We start from the raw sequence: 22,186 nt of genomic DNA, 5'->3' as shown, positions 1-22,186 counted from the left end.
GGAGAGCGGTGAAGGCTGCCCTCGCGAAGATCGCCGGTCTCGCCGCCTCGGTCGTCATCGTCCTGTGGGGCGCTGCGACGCTCGCGTTCCTGGCGTTCCGCGTGATCCCCGGGGATCCCGTCTCGGTGATGCTCGGACCGCAGGCCCAGGTGAGCGAGGCGGTGAAAGACGGCATCCGCGTCGAGCTGGGCCTCGATCGACCGCCTGTCGAGCAGTACCTCTCGTATCTGGGAGGACTGCTGCGCGGAGACCTCGGGGAGTCGTATCAGCTCCGGATGCCGGTGACCGAGGTCATCGGCCGTCAGCTGGGCGCCACGGTGCAGCTGTCGGTGCTCGCGCTGGTGATCGCGGTGGTGCTGGCCCTCGCGGTCGCGCTCTTCACGCGGAGAGGCACCGCGCGTGCGGTGGTCGGTGCGGTGGAACTCGTGATCCTCTCGTCGCCGGTGTTCTGGATCGGCCTCGTGCTGCTCAGCGTGTTCGCCTTCGGCCTGGGCTGGTTCCCGGTGTCGGGGGCGCGGAACCCCGCCACCCTCGTCCTCCCGGCGGTGACGCTCGCGCTCCCCGTCGCCGCGTTGCTCGGTCAGGTGCTGCGCGACGGCCTCGTGCAGGCCGAGCGGATGCCGTTCGCCGAGACCGTGCGCGCACGCGGCGCCAGCGACACCTGGTTTACCGTGCGCCACGGCCTGCGGCACAGTGCCGCAGGGGCCATCACCCTCACCGCGTACCTGACGGGGTCCGTGCTGGGAGGAGCGGTGCTCGTCGAGACGGTTTTCGCCCGCCCCGGCCTCGGACGCGTCACCCTCGCCGCGATCAGCGACCGGGATCTCCCCGTGATCACCGGGATCATCCTGCTCAGCGCGCTGGTCTTCGTCGTCGTGAACGTACTCGTCGAGCTGGTGCATCCGCTCATCGACCCGCGCCTCCGCGTCGCAGGTCCGGAGGCGCGGCGATGACCCGCGCCCGGTGGGTCCTGCTCGTGACCGCGCTCGCCGTGCTGGCGGTGATCGCGTTCGCCGCCGCCTTCCCCGGTGTGCTCGCGACGCACGACCCCCTGCAGACCGACGTGCGCGGCGCCTTGCGGCCGCCCGGTCCCGAGCATCTGTTCGGCACCGACCAGAGCGGGCGCGACGTGTACTCGCGCGTGGTGTTCGGCGCCGGACGCTCGGTGGGCATCGGTCTGCTCGCCACGGGGATCGCGCTGGTGGTCGGGCTGGCCGTCGGTGCGCTGGCGGGAAGCGCCCCGCGATGGGCCGATGCGGCGGCGATGCGCGTCAACGACGTGCTCATGGCCTTCCCCGAGTTCCTCGTCGCCCTCGTCGTCGTCGCGGTGCTGGGCCCCGGTCCGGTCAACATCGCCGTGGCCGTCACTCTGGCAGCGATCCCCGTCTACGTGCGACTCGCCCGCGTGCAGACGCGCACGCTGCGGGCCGCGGAGCACGTCGAGGCCGCGCGCATCCTCGGCGTGCCCCGCGCCCTCGCCTTCGGGCGGCACGTGCTCCCCGGCGTCCTGGGGACGCTGAGCGTGCTCGCCACCATCGGCATCGGCTCCAGCATCCTCGCCGCCTCGGGTCTCAGCTTCCTCGGCCTCGGCCCTGCCGAGCCGACCCCCGAATGGGGACTCATGCTCGCCGGGGGCCGCAACGTGCTGGGGCAGGCGTGGTGGATCTCCGTCTTCCCGGGAATCGCCATCACGCTCACGGTGGTCGCGGCGACGATCGTCGGGCGGTTGCTGCGCGCCCGAGCCGACGGGAGGCCGGCATGACGGCGACGGATCCTCACGTCCTCGACGTGCGGGGACTCCGCATCCGGATCGACGGGACCCTCGTCGTGGACGACGTCTCCCTCGCTCTGGCGCCCGGTGAGTGCGTCGCGATCGTGGGGGAGTCGGGCGCCGGCAAGAGTCTCACGGCCCGGGCGCTGCTCGGCCTCGCGCCGACCGCCGCGAACGTCACGCTCGATGGGCTGCGCATCGACGGAGTCGACGCGACGCGGCTGACGGAGCGGGGCTGGCGGCGGCTGCGCGGAGCCCGGGTCGGTCTGGTCGCGCAGGATGCGCTCGTGGCCCTCGATCCGCTGCAGCGCATCGGCGCCGAGATCGCGGAGCCGCTGCGGCTGCACCCGCCGCAGGGCGGGCTGCCCCTCGCGGATCGTGTCACCGCCCTGCTGCGCCGGGTGTGGATGCCCGATCCCGAACGCCGTGCGCGGCAGCATCCGCACGAGCTCTCCGGCGGCCTGCGGCAGCGCGCGCTGATCGCCTCCGCGCTCGCCGCCGACCCCGCGCTGCTGATCGCCGACGAGCCCACGACCGCGCTCGACGCGACGGTGCAGGCGCGGATCCTCGACCTGCTGCGAGAGATCGCGGACTCGGGAACGGCGGTGCTGTTCATCAGTCACGACTTCGCCGCCGTCCGCCGCCTCGCCGACCGGGTGCTGGTCATGCGCGGAGGGAGGATCGTCGAACAGGGATCCGTGGCGCGGATCCTCAACGATCCTCAGCATCCGTACACCCGCCAGCTCATCGCGGCGACGATCCACGAGCCGCGCCTCTCGACCGCATCCGGGGCCGAGCCGGTGCTGACGGCGGATGCCGTGTCGAAGGCGTTCGGGAGCACGGCAGCGGTGGTCGACGCCTCCTTCGAGGTCCGAGAGGGTCGCACGCTCGGCATCGTCGGCGAGTCCGGGTCGGGGAAGACGACGCTCGCCCGGGTCCTCCTGGGTGTCGAGGCGCCGGATGCCGGCGTGGTGCGTCGCCACGGATCACGCCGCGTGCAGTTCGTGCACCAGAACCCGCTCGGCGCCTTCGATCCCCGCTGGACGATCGGCCGTTCGCTCCGGGAGGCCCTCGCCGCCGGTGGCGTGCCCCGGGCGGAGCGCCGGACGCGTGTCGCCGAACTCCTCGCCGAGGTCGACCTCGACGCCGCACTCGCCGCACGCCGACCCGCGGAGCTCTCGGGTGGGCAGCGGCAGCGTGCGGCGATCGCGCGCGCCCTCGCGGCGGATCCCGACGTGCTCGTGCTCGACGAACCCGTCTCGGCGCTCGACCCGTCCGTGCGCGAGCGCGTGCTGCGACTTCTCGGGCGCGTGCAGAGCGAACGACGTCTGACGATGGTGCTGGTCTCCCACGACCTCCACGTCGTCGGCGCGGTCGCCGACGACGTGCTGGTCATGCAGGACGGGCGGATCGTCGAGCAGGGACCGGTTGCCGAGGTCTTCGCCGCGCCGCAGCATCCGTTCACCCGGGAGCTGCTCGCCGCGGGCGGACTCGATGGCCAGAGCTGAATCCCGCACTTCTGCAAAATCTCGCAGGCTTCGGCGCGGATCCCTCGAGATGCGGCAGATCTGCGAAGCGCGATCTTTCCTGCACACCTCTAGGACCTGCCGGGATGTGCGCGGAACGCGGGTGAGAGGCGACGGTCGTGCGCGGGAGCGGGCACAGTCGAGGGATGGTCGGCAGCATGAGGGACATCGTTTACGAGCTCGGGCGCCTGGGGGGAGTGGGCAGGAGCGCGACGCTGCACGCGCGCGGGGTGACCCGCCATGCCGTGGCGACCGCGGTGCGCGCGGGCAGCGTGATGAGAGTGCGACAGGGATGGGTGGCGCTGCCGAACGCCGAACGCCTGCTGGTCGACGCCGCGAAGCAGGGCGCCGTGCTCACGTGCGTGACCCAAGCCCGGAGACTCGGACTGTGGGTTCACGACGAACGTCCGCTCGTCCACGTCGGAGCAACCCCCGGAAGCGCGGTGCGCAGGAGGCCCGGTGTGCATGTCCACTGGGCGATGCCGCTCCTGCCGCGCCATCCCGACGCGTTGACCGATCCGATCGAGAACGTCCTCGCACTCGTCGCCGACTGCGAGCCGTACGAACAGGCACTGGCGACTTGGGATTCCGCGCTCAACAAGGGGCTGGTCGAACGGGAGGCCCTGGCCCGGCTGCCGTTGAAGAGAGCGGCACGGCGGCTGCTCGACGACGCGTGGCCGTTCGCGGATGCCGGGCTGGAGACGTATCTCCGCCCGCGGTTGCGGTGGCTCCGTCTTCCGCTCTGCTTCCAGCCGTGGATCGCCGGCCACCGTGTCGATGCGCTCATCGGCGATCGGCTCGTGCTGCAGATCGACGGCGCCACCCATGTCGGGGAGCAACGAAGCGAGGACATCCGCCATGACTCCGCGCTGAAGCTGCTCGGGTACCACGTCATCCGCGTCGGGTATCGACAGGTGATGGAGAGGTGGCACGTCGTGCAAGACCTGATCATGCGTGCTGTGGCCCAGGGACTGCACCGTGACGCGCCCTGATCCCGCACTTCTGCAGAATCTCGCAGGCTTCGGCGCGGATCCGTGCGAGATGCGGCAGATCTGCGAGGTCTGGCCGGGCCGCGAGGCGCGTACACTGGAGGGTACGAGCATCGATCCGGCCATCACCGGGGAGCTCTCGGAAGAACAGCCCGGCGACGGGCCCAGTAGAACCGAGCGGGGCAGGCCCGTCACAGCCGCAGTGAGAGTGGCGTGACCGAACCGGAAGGGGAGGGAGCGCACGCGGGGTGGTACCGCGGTCCTGACGGATCGTCCTCGCAGCAGCATCCGCCACGACGATCACTGCGAGACACGATGACCTATCCGCGTTCCTCCTTCGGACCCGCCGCCGACGCCTCCGTCGCGCCCAGCCCGCGCTTCCCGCAGATCGAGGAGGAGGTGCTCGACTTCTGGAAGACGGACGACACCTTCCGCGCCTCGATCGAGCAGCGCGAGGGCTCGCCCGAGTGGGTGTTCTACGACGGCCCGCCGTTCGCCAACGGCCTGCCGCACTACGGACACCTCCTGACGGGGTACGCGAAGGACGTGTTCCCGCGCTTCCAGACGATGACCGGCCACAAGGTCGACCGCGTGTTCGGGTGGGACACGCACGGGCTCCCGGCCGAGCTGGAGGCGATGAAGCAGCTCGGCATCACCGAGAAGAGCGAGATCGAGGCCATGGGCATCGACGTCTTCAACGACAAGGCGAAGAGCTCGGTGCTCGCCTACACGCGGGAGTGGGAGGACTACGTCACCCGCCAGGCCCGCTGGGTCGACTTCGAGCGCGGCTACAAGACGCTCGATCTCGGGTACATGGAGAGCGTCCTCTGGGCGTTCAAGACCCTGTACGACAAGGGGCTGGCCTACGAGGGCTACCGCGTGCTGCCCTACTGCTGGCGCGACGAGACGCCGCTCAGCGCCCACGAGCTGCGCATGGACGACGACGTCTATCAGATGCGTCAGGACCCGTCGGTGACGGTCTCCTTCCCGCTGATCGGGGAGGATGCCGCGGCGAAGGGTCTCGAGGGCGTGCGCGTGCTCGCGTGGACCACGACCCCCTGGACGCTCCCCACCAACATGGCGCTCGCCGTGGGACCGGAGATCGAGTACGTCGTCGTGCCCGTCGGCCCGGACGGCGCGGCGGACGGGTCGACGGCGGGCTTCCTGCTCGCCCGCGACCTGCTGGGCGGCTACGCGAAGGACCTGGGCTACGAGGATGCCTCCGCTGCGGCCGAGGCGGTCTCCCGGACCGTCCGCGGGAGCGAGCTCGGCGGGCTCGCCTACGAGCGCCTGTTCGACTACTACGCCGACGCGGAGACGTACGGGACCCAGAATGCCTGGCGCATCCTCGTCGACGACTACGTCACCACGAGCGACGGCACCGGCGTCGTCCACCAGGCGCCCGCCTACGGCGAGGACGACCAGCGCGTCGGCGAAGCCGCCGGCATCCCCACGATCCTGTCCCTGGACGACGGCGGACGCTTCCTCCCGAACGTCACCGACGTGGCCGGGATGCTGTGGATGGAGGCGAACACACCGCTCGTGCGGCTGCTGCGCGAGCGCGGCCGGCTGCTGCGCCTGCAGAGCTACGAGCACTCCTACCCGCACTGTTGGCGCTGCCGGAATCCCCTGATCTACAAGGCGGTCTCGAGCTGGTTCGTGCGGGTCACCGACATCAAGGACCGGATGCTCGCGAACAACGAGCAGATCACCTGGGTTCCCGAGAACGTCAAGCACGGCCAGTTCGGCAAGTGGCTCGAGGGTGCCCGCGACTGGTCGATCAGCCGCAACCGGTACTGGGGCTCGCCCATCCCGATCTGGAAGAGCGACGACCCGGAGTACCCGCGCGTCGACGCCTACGGCTCGCTGGAGGAGCTGGAACGGGACTTCGGCACGCTGCCCCGCAACCCCGAGGGCGAGGTCGACCTGCACCGCCCCTACATCGACGCCCTCACCCGGCCGAACCCCGACGACCCCACGGGCAAGAGCACCATGCGGCGCATCGAGGACGTCTTCGACGTGTGGTTCGACTCGGGCTCCATGCCGTACGCGCAGGTGCACTATCCGTTCGAGAACCAGGAGTGGTTCGACACGCACGCCCCCGCCGACTTCATCGTCGAGTACATCGGGCAGACGCGCGGCTGGTTCTACGTCATGCACGTCCTGTCGACGGCGCTGTTCGACCGGCCGGCGTTCACCGGGGTGAGCTGCCATGGGATCGTGCTGGGCAGCGACGGGTACAAGATGTCGAAGTCGCTGCGCAACTACCCCGACGTCTCGGAGGTGCTCGACCGCGACGGCTCCGACGCGATGCGCTGGTTCCTCATGTCGAGCTCGGTGCTGCGCGGCGGCAACCTGGCCGTCACCGAGGAGGGCATCCGCTCCGGGGTGCGTGAGTTCCTGCTCCCGCTGTGGAACTCGTGGTACTTCTTCGCCACGTACGCGAACGCCTCGGGCGCGGACGGCTACGAGGCCTCCTGGCGCACCGACTCCACCGATGTCCTGGACCGGTACATCCTCGCCCGGCTCGGCGACCTCGTCCGCGAGGTGCGCGCCGACCTCGAAGGACTCGACTCCACCACGGCATCCGCTCGGCTGCGCGACTTCGCCGAGGTGCTGACGAACTGGTACATCCGCCGGTCCAGGGACCGCTTCTGGGTGGGCGTCACGGACGATCCCCGGAGCCGGGAGGCCTTCGACACCCTGTACACGGTGCTCGAGACCCTCTGCCGTGTGGCCGCCCCCCTCGTCCCGCTCGTCAGCGAGCGCGTCTGGCAGGGGCTCACCGGCGGACGCAGTGTGCATCTGCAGGACTGGCCCGACGCCGAGGCCTTCCCGGCCGCCGACGAGATCCGCGACGCGATGGATGCCGTCCGCGAGCTGTCCAGCGTGGGCAACGCCCTGCGCAAGAAGGAGAAGCTGCGGGTGCGTCTGCCGCTCGCACGTCTCACGGTGGTGTCGCCGCTGGCATCCGCCCTCGGGCAGTTCGAGGACATCCTGCGCGAGGAGCTGAACGTCAAGTCGGTGGAGCTGGTCGCGCTCGCCGAGGGCACTGCCGCGGAGTACGGCATCGACCACCGGCTGAGCGTGAACGCCCGCGCGGCCGGTCCGCGTCTGGGCAAAGACGTGCAGAAGGCCATCCAGGCCGCGCGCTCGGGCGACTGGTCCGAGGTGGACGGCGTGGTGACGGCCGGCGGCATCGCCCTGGAGCCCGCGGAGTACGAGCTCGTGCTCGAGACGACGGGGCGTCCCGAGGGCGAGGCGCTCGCGATCGTGCCGTCCGGCGGCTTCGTGCTGCTCGACACCCGGACGACGCCGGAGCTGGAGGCGGAGGGTCTGGCGCGCGACGTCATCCGCGCCGTGCAGGAGACCCGCAAGAACGCGGGCTTCGACGTGAGCGATCGCATCCGTCTGGATCTGCGGTTCGCCAGCGACGACGACGCGGATGCCGTGGCCGCCGCGCTCGAGGTCGCCGATGTGGCGGGGGAGACCCTCGCCCTGGAGCACGCGCTGCACCGCGGGGACGCGGAGCTGCCGGAGGCGGAGTTCACGGCCGAGATCGCCAAGGGCACGTACGCCAACCGCGACGACTTCGCGATCGCCGTCTCGCGGATCGGCGGTGCGGCGTGAGCGCGCGCGATCGGGCGGACGCCGTCTACGAGACCCTGCTCTCCCGCGCGGGAGAGCGCTGGGTGCAGCCGCGCAAGGAGCGCACCGCGCGCATCCTGGCGTTCCTCGACGATCCGCAGAAGACCTACCGGGTCGTGCACATCACGGGCACCAACGGGAAGACGTCGACCGCGCGGATCATCGAGAGCCTGCTGCGCGCGCACGGGCTGCGCACCGGTCTCTTCACGAGCCCGCACCTGGAGCGCTTCACCGAGCGCATCCTCATCGACGGCGAGCCGATCGCGGATGCCGCGGTCGCCGACGCGTGGGACGAGATCGAGCCCTTCGTCGCGATCGTCGACGCCGAGCTCGAGGCGGCCGGCGAGGAGCCGCTGACCTTCTTCGAGCTCCTGACGGTGCTCGCGTTCGTGGCGGTCGCGGACGCCCCCGTCGATGTGCTGGTGCTGGAGGTCGGGATGGGCGGCGAGTGGGACTCGACGAACACCGCCGACGGCGACGTCGCGGTCTTCGCGCCGATCGACATCGACCACGCCGACCGTCTGGGCGGCACCATCGCGGAGATCGCGCAGGTCAAGGCCGGCATCATCAAGGACGGCGCCGCCGTCGTCTCCGCCCAGCAGCAGCCGGAGGCCGCCGAGGTGCTCCGCCGGGCGGCGGCCGCGCACGACGCGACCATCGCCTTCGAGGGCGAGGACTTCGGGCTCGCGGACCAGAAGCTCGCCGTCGGCGGTCAGCTGCTGACGGTGCGGGGACTGGCGGGGGAGTACGTCGAGGAGTACCTCCCGCTCTACGGCGCCCACCAGGGGCACAACGCGGCCCTGGCCGTGGCCGCCGTCGAGTCGCTGATCGGGGGCGCCCGGCAGCGGATCGCCGAGGACATCGTCTCGGAGGGGCTCCAGGGGGCGACTTCGCCCGGGCGGCTGCAGCTCCTGGGGATCGCGCCCACCGTCGTCGTCGACGCCGCGCACAACCCGCACGGCGCGAAGGCTCTCGCGCAGGCGCTGGACGACAGCTTCGACTTCGACGAATGGGGCGTGGTGCTGGGCGTGCTCGCCGACAAGGACGCCGCCGGGATCGTCGCGCAGCTGGCGCCCGCCGCCGCGCACGTGTTCGCGACCGCTCCGGAGTCCGACCGAGCCAGCGACGCCGATGCGATTGCCGATCTCGTCGAGCAGACGGGCCAGCGGGCGACCGTGCACCCGTCCCTCGCGGATGCCGCGGACGCCGCTCGCGAGTGGGCCTCGTCGAGCGATCGACGCGCCGTCGTGATCGCCGGGTCTGTGGTGCTCGCCGGTGAGGCCATCGCCCTCGCCGAGGATGAGGACTGGAAGTCGGGGTGGAGAGCGTGAGCGACACGCCCGCGCCGCGCCGCGCCCCGCGCACGCTCGTGCAGAAGCTCGCGCCGGTGGTGCTGGGGTTCGAAGCCATCGTCATCTTCCTGGCGGGCCTCACGATCTTCGGGCTCCGGACGCTGCCGGAGGGCATCCCTCAGTGGTGGGGCATCGTCGGCGGCGCCGTGGTCGCCCTGGCCTGCATCGCCATCTCGGGCATGATCACCCGGCCGTGGGCGATCAGCGCGGGGTGGGTGATCCAGGTGATCGTGGCGGTCTCGGCGATCCTGGTGCCCGCGATCCTCCTCGTCGTCCTGATTTTCGGCGGCATGTGGGGGTATGCGACGATCATGGGGGCCCGCTTGGACGCACGACGCCCGGCCGGACCCTCGACCGAGACTCAGACAGAGAGTGAATGACATGGCCACCGAAGAAACACTCGTCCTCGTCAAGCCGGACGGCGTCGCCCGAGGACTGACCGGTGCGATCCTCGCGCGCATCGAGGCGAAGGGCTACGCGCTCGTCGACATCCGCCTCGTGGAGCCCGATCGCGACCTGCTCGCCGCGCACTACGCCGAGCACGAGGGCAAGCCCTTCTACGAGCCCCTCCTCGAGTTCATGCTCTCGGGTCCGTCGGTGGCGATCCGCCTGGCCGGCAACCGCGTGATCGAGGGCTTCCGTTCGCTCGCCGGCACCACCGATCCGACGACGGCCGCGCCGGGCACCATCCGCGGCGACTTCGGCCGGGACTGGGGCCTCAAGGTCCAGCAGAACCTGGTCCACGGCTCGGACAGCCCCGAGTCTGCGGCGCGCGAGCTGGGTATCTGGTTCGACTGAGCCCTGCCGCACGACGCCCCGCGCACACGACGAAGGCCCTCCCCATTGCCGGGAGGGCCTTCGTCGTAGGCCGTCGACGTCGGCTCAGCCGAAGAGGATGCGCACCATCCCGCCGAGGAAGTCGATGCCCTTCACCTGGGCCATGATCACGATGACGGCGTAGGCGAGCACGGTCGCGAGGGGAACCCACGCCATGAGCCGGTCGGCGCGTGCGCGGACCTTCGCCGACGACGTGAGGGTCCCGTTGCGGAGCAGGTGGATCAGCGTGGCGAAGAACGTCGGGATGGTGACCGCCCACGTGACCATGCACCAGGGGCACAGGACGATGAGGTCGTAGATGCTCTGCGAGATCAGCCAGCACACGAACCCGAAGGCGAACGTGATGCCGACGCCGAACAGCGCCCAGAACCAGCGAGGGAACCGCGCGCCGGCCAGGATCGCGACGCCGACGACCATGGGCGCCATCCAGCCCGTGAGCCCCAGGATCGGGTTGGGGAAGCCGAACACCGACCCCTGCCACGACTCGAGGTTCTTGCCGCACTGGATGAAGGCGCTCAGGTCGCAGGAGAGCGCGGCATCCGGATCCTGAAGCAGCAGGAACTTCTCGACCGTCAGCTGGAACGCCGCGAACCACCCGACGACGCTCGCGATGATCAGCCAGACGGCGTAGACGACGGGGCGTGTGCGCTGCTCGCTCATCCTGGGATTATCTCAGCAGCGGGCTATGGATCGGACGAGAACCGCGCCGGGGAAAACGTGCCGTGACATCGGATGCCGTGATCGGGGGCAGTTGGTGCGATAATGGCCTGTGACGTGACGAGCGGCCCCGCCGCGATGCACGTCGCCGCAGACTTCGGGGCCCCATGCCCCACGCGATCAGAGCGCGAAGCCGGTCGCACACCGAATGAGTTCGCGGCACCTGCGGGTGCTGCATGAGATTTCGCGGAGCACGAGTGCCCCGCGCAGGGAGTACGCCAGAGATGGCCGATGACAACAATGACAACAACGCCCCTACTCTTGACTTCCCGGCTGACGCCGAGACTCCGCTGACGGAGTCGACGGCCCCCGAGGCGCAGCCCTCGGCGCCGGTCGAAGAGGGAACCGTCGACGGGGGCGTGGAGCCCGCCGGTGAGCCCGAGTCCGTCGGCGAGGCTCCCGCAGAGTCCGCTGCCGTGGAGTCCGTCGCCGACGAGCCCGCCGCCGGCGAACCCGCTGCGGTCGAGACCGTCGCCGACGAGACCACGGTCGAGACCGTCGCCGACGAGCCCGTCATCGATGAGACCGTCCCCGACGAGACCGTCGCCGACGAGCCAGCCGAAGAGGCCGCATCGGCCCCGGAGCAGGCTCCGGAGCAGGCTCCGGAGGAGGCGTCGCCCGCCGAGGAGGAGAAGACCCCCGCGGAGCCGGAGGCCCCCGCCGAGCCGCAGGCGCCGACCGCCGTGTCGCTGGGGCTCCTCCCCGAGGTCTTCGTGTCGCAGGTCTCGACGCAGCTGCACTTCTACGCGCCCGAGATCATTCCGCTGCCCGCGCGCCCCGATCGCGCCCCCGCCGACCGCGACGACGACGCCGACGGCGGACGACGCGGACGTCGGCGCCGCGGCGGATCGGATGCCGAGGAGCAGCGCGAGTCCCCGCGCCAGCGCCAACGGGTCGTGGAGTACATCACCGAGCCCAAGGCCATCAAGGGATCGACCCGTCTCGAGGCCAAGAAGCAGCGCCGGCGCGACGGCCGCGACGCCGGACGCCGTCGCCCCGTTGTCACCGAGGCCGAGTTCCTCGCCCGCCGCGAGTCGGTCGACCGCAAGATGGTCGTGCGGTCGAAGAACGGACGCACCCAGATCGGCGTGCTCGAGGACGGCGTGCTCGTCGAGCACTACGTCGCCCGCAACCAGGACGCCTCGCTCATCGGCAACGTCTACCTGGGCCGTGTGCAGAACGTGCTCCCCAGCATGGAGGCGGCGTTCGTCGACATCGGTCGCGGACGCAACGCCGTGCTGTACTCCGGCGAGGTGGACTGGGACGGTGTCGAGACCGGCAACCAGCCCCGCCGCATCGAGCTTGCGCTCAAGCCCGGTGACCGCGTGCTCGTGCAGGTCACCAAGGATCCGGTCGGACACAAGGGCGCCCGCCTGACCAGCCAGATCTCGCTCCCCGGCCGTTACCTGGTCTACGTGCCCGGCGGCTCCATGAACGGCATCAGCCGCAAGCTGCCCGACAACGAGCGCGCCCGACTGAAGCGCATCCTCAAGGAGGTGCTGCCCGAGTCGTCGGGTGTCATCGTCCGCACGGCCGCCGAGGGTGCGACCGAGGAGCAGCTGACGCGCGACGTGCAGCGCCTCACGGCGCAGTGGGAGCACATCCAGAAGCAGGTCGAGAGCCAGCAGGCTCCGGCTCTCCTGCACGCCGAGCCCGACCTCCTCGTCAAGATCGTCCGCGACGTCTTCAACGAGGACTTCACGAAGATGCTGATCGAGGGCGAGGACGCGCAGCGCACCATCCGTGCCTACCTGGAGAGCGTGGCGCCCGATCTGCTCGAGCGGGTCGAGGCGTACGAGGACGAGACCGACCCCTTCGACGCGTTCCGGATCACCGAGCAGATCGAGAAGGCCCTGGACCGCAAGGTGTGGCTGCCGTCCGGCGGCTCGCTGGTCATCGACCGCACCGAGGCGATGACCGTCGTCGACGTCAACACGGGCAAGTTCGTCGGTTCCGGCGGCAACCTCGAGGAGACGGTCACCAAGAACAACCTCGAGGCCGCCGAGGAGATCGTCCGCCAGCTGCGCCTGCGAGACATCGGCGGCATCATCGTCGTCGACTTCATCGACATGGTGCTCGAGTCGAACCGCGACCTCGTGCTGCGACGTCTGATCGAGTGCCTCAGCCGCGACCGGACGAAGCACCAGGTCGCCGAGGTCACGTCGCTCGGGCTCGTGCAGATGACGCGGAAGAAGCTCGGTCTCGGCCTGCTCGAGACGTTCAGCGAGGCCTGCGAGGTGTGCGCCGGCCGCGGAGTGATCGTCCACCACGACCCCGTGGTCAAGCACCGTGCCGGCGGCAACGGCAACGGCGGCGGCAACGGACGACGTCAGCGCGGCGGCAACGGCAACGGGGGTAACGGCAACGGGCAGAACGCCACCGCCGCGCCGGTCGTGACCCACAGCATCACCGAGGGCACGAAGTCGGCGCTCGCCCAGATCGCCGCGTCGACGATCTCCGCGGCGGCCGACGGAGCGTCGGAGGCGCCGCTTCCGGAGGTCGTGCCCGCCGAACAGGCGGAGCGTCCGAAGAAGGCGCGCAAGAAGCGCGGTTCCGATCGCAAGGCCCCCAAGAGCCCGGCCGAGCAGCTGCTCGACTCGGTGCTCGACGCCCTGCCCGAGCCGAAGGCTCCGGGCCAGGGGAGGGGTCGCCGCCGCGTCAGCACCGCAGCTCTGACCGGCACCCCGGTCGCGGTGAACGCCGAGGGCTCAGCGCCGGTCGCGGGCGGGGATCCGCAGGCCTGAGGCGATCAGGCGGCGGACCAGCTCCTTGCCGCCGACGTGCTCCGCGCCCCCGGCGACGAGGCGAGGCACCGCATCGGCCGGGACGTCGTAGTGGTCCCGGTCGAAGGCGCGCGCGGGCAGGTCGTGCCGTCGCGCGAAGGCGTGCAGCTCGTCCAGGCTCTCGTCGCTCACGAGGTGCGCCCAGAGCCGTCCGTGGGCGGGCCAGAGCGGGTCGTCGACGAGTACGGTCATCCCGCTAGCCTAGGCGCGGCGAGGTGACGGCCCGTCGACTTTGCGACTGGCTCCGGCATCCGGTAAAGTAGTCCCTTGGTGCGTGAGCCGCGTCGTCCTCGTCGGCCGGAGCGGAGAGCCTTGCATTCGCACCCGTCGCACCGCGGCGCATGCAAGCAACAGTCTTCCCGTGAGATTCTCGGAGCCCCGTGCTCCCCAACGAAACAGGTATGAAGTGGTTTACGCAGTAGTGCGCGCCGGTGGACGGCAGGAGAAGGTCGAGGTCGGCACGATCGTTCAGCTCGACCGTGTGCAGGCTGCCCAGGGCGAGAACATCGAGCTGCCCGCAGTGCTGCTCGTCGACGGCTCTACGGTGACCACCGACGCCGACCAGCTGGCGAAGGTCAAGGTCACGGCCGAGGTCATCGGCAACCTCCGCGGCCCGAAGATCGTCATCCAGAAGTACAAGAACAAGACCGGCTACAAGAAGCGTCAGGGCCACCGCCAGGAGCTCACGCGCGTCAAGATCACCGGCATCAAGTAAGACCGAGGAGACCAGGACATGGCACACAAAAAGGGCGCAAGCTCCACCCGTAACGGTCGTGACTCCAACGCACAGCGACTGGGCGTCAAGCGCTTCGGCGGCCAGCAGGTCAACGCCGGCGAGATCATCGTCCGCCAGCGCGGCACCCACTTCCACCCCGGCGTGAACGTCGGCCGTGGCGGCGACGACACGCTGTTCGCCCTGGCCGCGGGCGCGGTGCAGTTCGGTGCGAAGGGCGGCCGCAAGGTCGTCAACATCGTCGCTGCAGGCGAGTGATCGCCGCACAGTAAACGACATCCGGTTCGGGGCGGGCTTCGGCTCGCCCCGTCCGTGTATCTGCCCTCCGATCGCGGCGGGCTGCAGAACTCAAGCAAGGAGACCGATCCATGGTCACGTTCGTCGACACCGTGACGCTGCACCTGCGCGCGGGCAAGGGCGGCAACGGCTGTGTCTCGGTGCACCGCGAGAAGTTCAAGCCCCTCGGCGGACCCGACGGCGGCAACGGCGGCGACGGCGGAGACATCGTGCTGGTCGCAGACCCGCAGACCGGCACGCTGCTGTCGTACCACCACTCGCCGCACCGCACCTCGCCCAACGGCGGGTTCGGCATGGGCGACCACCGCGCGGGGTACGCCGGTGAAACCGTCGAGCTGCCCGTGCCCGTCGGCACCGTGGTCAAGTCGCCCGACGGCGACGTGCTGATCGACATGGTCATCCCCGGCGAGCGTTTCGTGGTCGCCAAGGGCGGCCAGGGCGGTCTCGGCAACGCCGCGCTCGCGACTCCCAAGCGCAAGGCTCCCGGCTTCGCGCTCCTCGGCACGCCGGGCTTCGAGGGCGACGTGGTCCTCGAGCTCAAGACTGTCGCCGATGTGGCGCTGGTCGGGTACCCGTCCGCCGGCAAGTCGAGCCTCATCGGGGCCATCTCGGCGGCTCGGCCCAAGATCGCCGACTACCCGTTCACGACCCTGCATCCGAACCTCGGCGTCGTCCAGGCCGGAGATGCACGGTACACGGTCGCCGATGTTCCCGGGCTCATCGAGGGCGCGAGCGAAGGCCGCGGACTCGGGCTCGACTTCCTGCGCCACGTCGAGCGCTGCTCCGCCCTGCTGCACGTGCTCGACTGCGCGACCCTGGAACCGGGACGCGACCCGATCTCCGACCTCGACGTCATCCTCGCCGAGCTCGCCGCCTACGAGGTGCCCGAGGGGCAGACCCCGCTCCTCGAGCGTCCGCACCTCGTCGCGCTCAACAAGATCGACGTCCCCGAAGCACGCGACCTCGCCGACCTGGTGCGACCCGAGCTCGAGGCCCGGGGCTACCGCGTGTTCGAGATCTCGACGGTGTCGCACGAGGGGCTCCGTGCGCTCACCTTCGCGCTGGGCGAGATCGTCGTGAAGCACCGGGCCGAGGCGGTCGTCGAGACGCCGCGCGAGCGCGTCGTCATCCGGCCCAAGGGCTCCAAGAAGGAGTTCACCATCCGGGTCGAGGGCGGCACCTACGGCAATGTCTACCGCATCATCGGCGAGAAGCCGGTGCGCTGGGTGCAGCAGACCGACTTCCAGAACGAAGAGGCGGTCGGCTTCCTCGCGGACCGGCTCGAGAAGCTGGGCGTCGAGGACGAGCTGTTCCGCCTGGGCGCGGTGCAGGGCTCCACGGTCGTCATCGGCGAAGGCGACAGCATCGTCTTCGACTGGGAACCCACCATGACCTCGGCCGCCGAGCTGATGACGGCACCGCGCGGCACCGATCCGCGACTGGCGCCGAACACGCGGCGCACCACGTCCGAACGGCGGGAGCAGTACTACGAGCGGATGGATGCCAAGGCCGAGGCGCGCGCCGAGGTCGAGGCCCAGCGGCTCGCTGCCTACCGTGAGGGCGAGGAGTGACGGCTCGTTCCCGCGCCGATCTCGCCACGGCCTCGCGCATCGTCGTGAAGGTGGGGTCGTCCTCGATCAGCGGGGAGTCCTCGTGGCGGATCCCGGTGCTGGTCGAGGCGCTGGCGGCCGCGCACGCGCGCGGAGCCGAGGTGGTCCTGGTCTCGTCCGGAGCGATCGCGACCGGCATCCCGTTCCTGCGTCTGGACGCGCGCCCCACCGATCTCGCGACGCAGCAGGCCGCGGCGGCGGTCGGGCAGAACGTGCTCGTCTACCGCTACCAGGAGGCGCTGCGACCGTTCGACATCGTGGCGGGACAGGTGCTGCTCACCACGGGCGACCTGGAGCATCCGACCTCCCGCTCCAATGCGCGCCGCGCGATGGAGCGCCTGCTCGGCCTCCGCATCCTCCCCATCGTCAACGAGAACGACACCGTCGCGACGCAGGAGATCCGCTTCGGCGACAACGATCGGCTCGGAGCCCTCGTGGCGCAGCTCATCGAGGCCGACGCGCTCGTGCTGCTCAGCGACGTGGAGTCGCTCTACACGAAGCCGCCGTCGATCCCCGGCGCGGAGCCGATCGACACGGTGGCGGCGGACGCCGACCTCAGCGGATTGGAGTTCGGGTCGAGCGTCGTGAACAGCGTCGGCACCGGGGGAGCGGCGACCAAGGTGTCGGCGGCGCGGCTCGCCGCGGCATCCGGGATCGGCGTGCTCGTGACCAGTGCCGACCTGGTGGATCAGGCACTCACCGGCGCGCCCATCGGAACCTGGTTCGAACCCGCGCTCTGAGCGCGGTCACATCTCCTCCGCGCCGCGGTCGCGCCCCTAGACTGGGCGGATGACCGAGCAGACCCCGCAGGTGCGTCTGGAACGCGCCAAGGAGGCGTCCCGCGCCACCGCCGCGCTCACGAGCGACGACAAGGGCCGCGCCCTCGAGGCCATCGCCCGCGCCCTCGAGACGCACGCGGACCGCATCATCGAGGCCAACCGGCGGGACATCGAGCGCGGGCGCGAGGACGGCATCGGCGACTCGCTGATCGACCGGCTGACCCTCGACGCGAAGCGCGTACAGGCTCTCGCCGCGGCGGTCCGCCAGGTCGCGGCGCTCCCGGATCCCGTCGGTCAGGTCGTGGGCGGGCATCGGATGCCCAACGGCGTCTCCCTCGAGCAGGTGCGCGTGCCCTTCGGCGTCGTGGGGGCGATCTACGAGGCGCGTCCGAACGTGACCGTCGACATCGCCGCGCTCGCGCTGCGGTCGGGCAACGCCGTGGTGCTCCGGGGCGGCAGCGCGGCGCGCGAGAGCAACACCGTGCTCGTCGAGGTGATGCGCGAGGCGCTGGCGGGCGCCGGTGTGACGGCGGAGGCCGTCCAGACCGTCGACGACTTCGGCCGCGACGGCGCGAAGGCGCTCATGCACGGGCGCGGCTACATCGACGTGCTCGTGCCGCGGGGGAGCGCGGCGCTGATCGAGACCGTCGTCACCGAGTCGACCGTGCCGGTCATCGAGACCGGTGCGGGCAACGTGCACATCGTGCTCGACGAGTCGGCGCCCGACGACTGGGCGCGCGACATCGTCGTCAACGCCAAGGTGCAGCGGCCCAGCGTCTGCAACGCGGTCGAGACCGTGCTGGTGCACCGCCAGGCGGCCCCGCGCCTCATCCCGCTCGTGGCCAGCGCGCTGCAGAGCGAGGGCGTCGCGATCCACGGCGACGACATCGTCGCGGGGCTCGTCACCCAGGTCATCCCGGCCACCGAGGAGGACTGGGAGACCGAGTACCTGAGCCTTGACATCGCCATGAAGGTCGTCGACTCCCTCGACGACGCGCTCGCCCACATCCGCCGCTACAGCACCGGGCACACGGAGTCGATCGTCACGACCGACGCGCGCAACGCGGAGCGCTTCCTCGCCGAGGTGGACTCGGCGGTGGTCATGGCGAACACGTCGACCCGGTTCACCGATGGCGGCGAGTTCGGCTTCGGTGCGGAGGTCGGGATCTCGACCCAGAAGCTGCATACGCGCGGCCCGATGGGGCTGACGGAGCTCACCAGCACCAAGTGGCTGGCGCGTGGGTCCGGGCAGACGCGCGGCTGAGGACTAGACTGGAAGGCGCTGCACCGACTCAGGTCACGAAACGGAGACACGATGAACCTCGTCGCACAGATCGCGATGGCCGCCGCCGAAACCGAGCACCACGGCAACGTGGCCCTCGAGACGCTGATCTTCGGCGTCATCGCGGCGATCGTGTTCGCGTTCCTCGGTTTCGTCACCCTGTCGTACCGGCATGTCGCCAACCGTCACTCGGCGAAGGCCGAGGCATGGGCCGCGAAGCACGGCAAGGACGGCCACGAGACGGGGCACGGCCACTAAGGCGTCATGGAGACCGCGACCACGCGAGCTCCGCGCATCGGTGTGATGGGCGGAACCTTCGACCCGATCCACCATGGGCACCTGGTCGCGGCGAGCGAGGTCGCGCATTCGTTCGACCTCGACGAGGTCGTCTTCGTACCCACCGGTCACCCGTGGCAGAAGTCCGACGTCACGCCCAGCGAGCACCGCTACCTGATGACGGTCATCGCCACGGCATCCAACCCGCAGTTCACGGTCAGCCGGGTCGACGTCGACCGCGCGGGGCCCACCTACACGATCGACACGCTCCGCGACCTCAAGCAAGAGCGACCGGACGCCGAGCTCTTCTTCATCTCGGGAGCCGACGCCGTGGCGCAAATTCTCAGTTGGAGGGACCATGATGAGTTGTGGGAGCTGGCCCACTTCGTCGCGGTCTCCCGCCCAGGCCACGTCCTGAGCACGGACGGCCTCCCGAGCGACAACGTCAGCCAGCTCGAGGTGCCGGCGCTGTCGATCTCATCGACGGCGTGCCGCGAGCGGGTCCGCGACGACGAGCCGGTCTGGTACCTCGTTCCCGACGGGGTCGTTCAGTACATCGCGAAGCATCACCTGTATCGGAGCAAGGCATGACTACATCGGATCAGCAGGGTCCGCTGACGCGCAAGCAGCTGCGAGAGCTGCGCCTGACCGGTTCCACGCCGATCATCACGGAGGATGCCGCGCCCGCCGCGCCCCCGGTGCCGCCGCCGCCCGCGCCGGTCGAGACACCGGCCGAGTCCGCCCCGACGGCCGAGCAGGTCGATCTCGATGCCGCCCCGCTGACGCGTCGGCAGGCCCGGGCCCAGGAGCGCGTGCGCACGGCATCCGTCCCGGTCGTCACGCCCGAGGAGGCAGTTGCGGCCGCTCCCGAGTCGCCGGAGGACGGCCCAACCGTCGAGGAGCGGGAGCTGGTGCTCGAGGCGCAGCCGGTCGCCGACGCCGCGGACCAGGCGGCGCCCGTCGAGGAAGCCGAGGCGGTCGTCGAGCCCGTGGCCGAGGCGGAGCCCGAGGAAGACGCGGAGCCGGTGGCTCCCGCGGCGGAATCGTCGGGCATCGTGTCGGGCGTGCCGGACTTCCCCTCCGCCGAGGTGCGCGACGAGGACGACGTCGACGACGAGGTGCAGGTCGCTCCGGTCAGTGCCGCCGGCGCCGCGCAGTCGGTCGGGGAGGTTCCCCTTGAGGTCGTCGACGAGAAGGGCGATGAGTCGGACGACCTGCGCGACGTGCTCGGCGTGGACGACGCCGACGACCGCCCCGACGACGTGCTCGCCGATGTCGGGTCCGAGGACGAGGCGACCGCCGAGGGCGAGCGCCCGACCGTCAACCCCGCGTTCGGTCAGGGGGTGCTGAAAGACTCCTCGAAGCCGTTCGCCCCCTCGTTCGACGACCTCCTCTCGGTCGGCGACTCCGGCGGCTCGCAGCACGGCGCCTCCAATGCGCTCATCTTCACGCCGTCGGCGGGCGAGGGATCCCTGTCGGGTCCGGTCGCGTCGACCGGCGAGATCCTCATCACGGGCTCGTACGAGCTGCCGCGGGGGATCGGATCGCAGGGACACGCGCACGGCGCGGCCGACGGCAAGGACGTCGACGCCGTGCTGATCGACGGCGAGCTGCCCCCGGCATCCTCGCCCACGCCGATCGCGGCCAGCTCCGCCGTCAGCACCATCAAGCCCGCCGGCGAGGTCATCCGGCCTCCTGCTCCGGAGAAGGGCAACAAGCTCATGCTCATCCTGGCGATCGTCGCGGGCGGCCTCGCCCTCGCCCTGGGCGTCGCCCTGGTCTTCGCCTTCACCACGAATGTCTTCTGATGCAATCACCTGAAACCGCTGAGGCCATGCTGCAGCTCGCCGCTGCCGCCGCCGTCTCGAAGGGCGGCGAGGATCTCGTCGCGCTCAACGTCTCCGAGCCCCTTCCGCTCGTCGACATCTTCCTGCTCGTGACCGGCAACAGCGAGCGCAACGTCGCCGCCATCGCCGACGAGATCGAGGATCGTCTGATCGAGGCGGGGCACAAGCGCGTCCGCCGCGAAGGACGCGCGGAGGCCCGTTGGGTACTCCTCGACTTCGGCGACCTGATCGTGCACGTCTTCCACCAGGAGGAGCGGGTCTACTACGGCCTGGAGCGCCTCTGGAAGGACTGCCCGGTCGTCCCGATCGATCTCCCGGAGCCTGAGCCGGTCGCGGGGGAGTAGACCCCCGCTCGCCGGGGGAGACGGCGGCCCCAGACGCGGTCATGCGAACGCGTCAGCGGAGCGCGTCGACGTCGACGAAGTCGTACTCCTGGAACTCGGCGACCTCCGGCACCCAGCGCTCCGCGACGAACGCGCGGTGCACCGGGTGCGCGTCGTAGGCGTCGTAGGCCGCCTGGTCGGCGAAGCGCATCGAGAACTGATGGGTCAGCGGACTCTTCGCGCTGACCTGACGGGTGATGCGGAAGTCCTGCACCCCCGGGATCGACGTGAGCGCCGTGCGAGCGTCGGCGAGGAACCGACGCTCCTGAGCCGAGTCCTCCGCATGGATCAGGCGGAAGACCACGGTGTGCCGGATGGGCATGCGCTGCGGCTCGCTCACTGGTTGCGGAACGCCGCGTCGAACGCGGCGGCGGGCTCGGGCCACAGGAGGGAGCGGACGAAGCCGACCGCCTCGGCCGCTCCGTGCAGCCGGTCCATGCCGGCATCCTCCCACTCGATGGAGATGGGACCGGAGTACCCGATCGCGTCGAGGGCCCGGAAGGCGTCCTCCCAGGGCACGTCGCCGTGGCCGGTGGAGACGAAGTCCCACCCGCGTCGCGGGTCGCCCCACGGGAGGTGGGACCCGAGCACGCCGGCACGGCCGTTGTGCGGGCGCATCCGCGTGTCCTTGCAGTCCACGTGGTAGATCCGGTCCGCGAAGTCGATGATGAAGCCCACGGGGTCGATGTTCTGCCACATCATGTGCGAGGGATCCCAGTTGAACCCGAAAGCGCCGCGGTGATCGATCGCGTCGAGGGCCCGGACCGACGACCAGTAGTCGTAGGCGATCTCGCCCGGGTGCACCTCGTGGGCGAAGCGGACGCCCTCGCCGTCGAACACGTCCAGGATCGGGTTCCATCGGGCGGCGAAGTCCTCGAACCCGCCCTCGATGACCTCCGCCGGAACCGGAGGGAACATCGCGACGTAGGGCCAGATCGACGAGCCCGTGAACCCCACGACCGTGTCGATGTCGAGCTTCCGCGCCACCCGGGCCGCCCGCATCATGTCCTCGGCCGCACGTCGGCGCACCCCCTCGGCCTCGCCGTCTCCCCAGACGTAGTCGCGGAGGATCGCCTGATGCCGGGAGTCGATCGGCGCATCGCACACCGCCTGCCCGGCGAGGTGGTTCGAGATGGCGAAGATCTGCAACCCGTATCTATCCAGCACCTCCCGCCGTGAGGCGAGGTAGGCGTCGTCCTCATCCGCGCGACGCAGGTCGAGGTGGTCGCCGGATGCCGCGACCTCCAGGCCGTCGTAGCCCCACTCGCTGGCGAGACGGGCCACCTCCTCGAAGGGCAGGTCGGCCCACTGGCCGGTGAACAGGGTCACGGGGCGGGTGCTCATGGATGCTCCTCC

The 22,186-nt window shown here is 70.6% G+C and carries 22 protein-coding genes; 18 read left to right on the top strand and 4 right to left on the bottom strand.

Translation table 11 applies throughout. The features are described 5' to 3' along the window. Positions 1-8: 8 nt before the first annotated feature. The 8 genes from AB3M82_RS11950 to ndk all read left to right on the top strand — a co-directional run bounded on the left by AB3M82_RS11950 (position 9) and on the right by ndk (position 10,084). On the top strand, positions 9-953 hold the full coding sequence (locus tag AB3M82_RS11950; RefSeq protein ID WP_412958165.1) for an ABC transporter permease: 945 nt from the start codon (positions 9-11) through the stop codon (positions 951-953). Next, complete coding sequence (locus AB3M82_RS11945; RefSeq protein ID WP_412958164.1) at positions 950-1,762, top strand: ABC transporter permease; 813 nt, start codon at positions 950-952, stop codon at positions 1,760-1,762. Before AB3M82_RS11950 ends, AB3M82_RS11945 begins: the two co-directional genes overlap by 4 nt. Then, the gene (locus AB3M82_RS11940) at positions 1,759-3,279 is read left to right on the top strand and encodes an ATP-binding cassette domain-containing protein (protein WP_412958163.1); all 1,521 of its coding nucleotides are present in this window, start codon (positions 1,759-1,761) and stop codon (positions 3,277-3,279) included. Before AB3M82_RS11945 ends, AB3M82_RS11940 begins: the two co-directional genes overlap by 4 nt. Positions 3,280-3,593: 314 nt before the next feature. Beyond that, positions 3,594-4,289, top strand: coding sequence for an endonuclease domain-containing protein (locus tag AB3M82_RS11935; protein WP_412958162.1), 696 nt, complete (start codon positions 3,594-3,596; stop codon positions 4,287-4,289). A gap of 312 nt (positions 4,290-4,601) precedes the next feature. Next, complete coding sequence (ileS, locus tag AB3M82_RS11930; RefSeq protein WP_412958161.1) at positions 4,602-7,916, top strand: isoleucine--tRNA ligase; 3,315 nt, start codon at positions 4,602-4,604, stop codon at positions 7,914-7,916. Next, the gene (locus tag AB3M82_RS11925) at positions 7,913-9,265 is read left to right on the top strand and encodes a bifunctional folylpolyglutamate synthase/dihydrofolate synthase (protein ID WP_412958160.1); all 1,353 of its coding nucleotides are present in this window, start codon (positions 7,913-7,915) and stop codon (positions 9,263-9,265) included. The genes ileS and AB3M82_RS11925 overlap by 4 nt, the downstream gene beginning before the upstream one ends. Next, positions 9,262-9,666: a DUF4233 domain-containing protein gene (locus tag AB3M82_RS11920; RefSeq protein WP_412958159.1), complete on the top strand. Its 405-nt coding sequence runs from the start codon at positions 9,262-9,264 to the stop codon at positions 9,664-9,666. The genes AB3M82_RS11925 and AB3M82_RS11920 overlap by 4 nt, the downstream gene beginning before the upstream one ends. Position 9,667: 1 nt before the next feature. Beyond that, complete coding sequence (gene ndk / locus AB3M82_RS11915) at positions 9,668-10,084, top strand: nucleoside-diphosphate kinase (RefSeq protein WP_067120383.1); 417 nt, start codon at positions 9,668-9,670, stop codon at positions 10,082-10,084. 84 nt (positions 10,085-10,168) lie between these two features. Here the strand turns inward: ndk and AB3M82_RS11910 are convergent, their stop codons facing one another. Beyond that, a complete protein-coding gene (locus tag AB3M82_RS11910) occupies positions 10,169-10,783 on the bottom strand; it encodes a vitamin K epoxide reductase family protein (protein ID WP_412958158.1) in 615 nt (204 codons plus the stop codon). A gap of 281 nt (positions 10,784-11,064) precedes the next feature. Here AB3M82_RS11910 and AB3M82_RS11905 point away from each other — a divergent pair, with 281 nt between their 5' ends. After that, positions 11,065-13,584 (top strand): Rne/Rng family ribonuclease, encoded by a 2,520-nt coding sequence (locus AB3M82_RS11905; RefSeq protein WP_412958157.1) that lies wholly within the window; start codon positions 11,065-11,067, stop codon positions 13,582-13,584. Here the strand turns inward: AB3M82_RS11905 and AB3M82_RS11900 are convergent. Then, positions 13,549-13,815, bottom strand: a complete 267-nt coding sequence (locus tag AB3M82_RS11900; protein ID WP_412958156.1) for a DUF4031 domain-containing protein — start codon at positions 13,813-13,815, stop codon at positions 13,549-13,551. The genes AB3M82_RS11905 and AB3M82_RS11900 overlap by 36 nt on opposite strands. Before the next feature lie 214 nt (positions 13,816-14,029). On the opposite strand from AB3M82_RS11900, the gene rplU reads away from it, so the two are divergent. The 9 genes from rplU (at position 14,030) to rsfS (ending at position 20,791) form a co-directional block, all read left to right on the top strand. Beyond that, positions 14,030-14,338, top strand: coding sequence for a 50S ribosomal protein L21 (gene rplU, locus AB3M82_RS11895; protein WP_412958155.1), 309 nt, complete (start codon positions 14,030-14,032; stop codon positions 14,336-14,338). Between the two features lie 18 nt (positions 14,339-14,356). Beyond that, positions 14,357-14,614, top strand: coding sequence for a 50S ribosomal protein L27 (rpmA, locus tag AB3M82_RS11890; protein WP_314647941.1), 258 nt, complete (start codon positions 14,357-14,359; stop codon positions 14,612-14,614). A gap of 110 nt (positions 14,615-14,724) precedes the next feature. Beyond that, on the top strand, positions 14,725-16,224 hold the full coding sequence (gene obgE, locus AB3M82_RS11885; protein ID WP_412958154.1) for a GTPase ObgE: 1,500 nt from the start codon (positions 14,725-14,727) through the stop codon (positions 16,222-16,224). Beyond that, entirely contained in the window at positions 16,221-17,003 is a 783-nt protein-coding gene (gene proB, locus AB3M82_RS11880; protein WP_412958153.1) for a glutamate 5-kinase, read from the top strand. The genes obgE and proB overlap by 4 nt, the downstream gene beginning before the upstream one ends. Before the next feature lie 49 nt (positions 17,004-17,052). Beyond that, on the top strand, positions 17,053-18,306 hold the full coding sequence (locus AB3M82_RS11875) for a glutamate-5-semialdehyde dehydrogenase (RefSeq protein ID WP_412958152.1): 1,254 nt from the start codon (positions 17,053-17,055) through the stop codon (positions 18,304-18,306). A gap of 51 nt (positions 18,307-18,357) precedes the next feature. Further along, the gene (locus AB3M82_RS11870; protein ID WP_412958151.1) at positions 18,358-18,582 is read left to right on the top strand and encodes a hypothetical protein; all 225 of its coding nucleotides are present in this window, start codon (positions 18,358-18,360) and stop codon (positions 18,580-18,582) included. 6 nt (positions 18,583-18,588) lie between these two features. Further along, a complete protein-coding gene (gene nadD / locus AB3M82_RS11865) occupies positions 18,589-19,191 on the top strand; it encodes a nicotinate-nucleotide adenylyltransferase (RefSeq protein WP_412958150.1) in 603 nt (200 codons plus the stop codon). Next, entirely contained in the window at positions 19,188-20,408 is a 1,221-nt protein-coding gene (locus AB3M82_RS11860; protein ID WP_412958149.1) for a hypothetical protein, read from the top strand. Before nadD ends, AB3M82_RS11860 begins: the two co-directional genes overlap by 4 nt. Beyond that, complete coding sequence (gene rsfS / locus AB3M82_RS11855) at positions 20,408-20,791, top strand: ribosome silencing factor (protein WP_412958148.1); 384 nt, start codon at positions 20,408-20,410, stop codon at positions 20,789-20,791. Before AB3M82_RS11860 ends, rsfS begins: the two co-directional genes overlap by 1 nt. Positions 20,792-20,843: 52 nt before the next feature. On the opposite strand, the gene AB3M82_RS11850 is transcribed toward rsfS, so the two are convergent. Next, positions 20,844-21,152 carry a Dabb family protein gene (locus AB3M82_RS11850; RefSeq protein ID WP_412958147.1) on the bottom strand — a complete coding sequence of 103 codons (309 nt, stop codon included), beginning with the start codon at positions 21,150-21,152 and terminating at the stop codon, positions 20,844-20,846. A 14-nt stretch (positions 21,153-21,166) separates the two neighbouring features. Beyond that, positions 21,167-22,174 (bottom strand): sugar phosphate isomerase/epimerase family protein, encoded by a 1,008-nt coding sequence (locus AB3M82_RS11845; RefSeq protein WP_412958146.1) that lies wholly within the window; start codon positions 22,172-22,174, stop codon positions 21,167-21,169. Positions 22,175-22,186 lie beyond the last annotated feature (12 nt).

Source organism: Microbacterium californiense, assembly GCF_047246625.1.
Classification (GTDB): domain Bacteria; phylum Actinomycetota; class Actinomycetes; order Actinomycetales; family Microbacteriaceae; genus Microbacterium.
The sequence above is the reverse complement of the archived record's forward strand: the minus strand, read 5'-3'. Positions and strand labels throughout refer to the sequence as shown.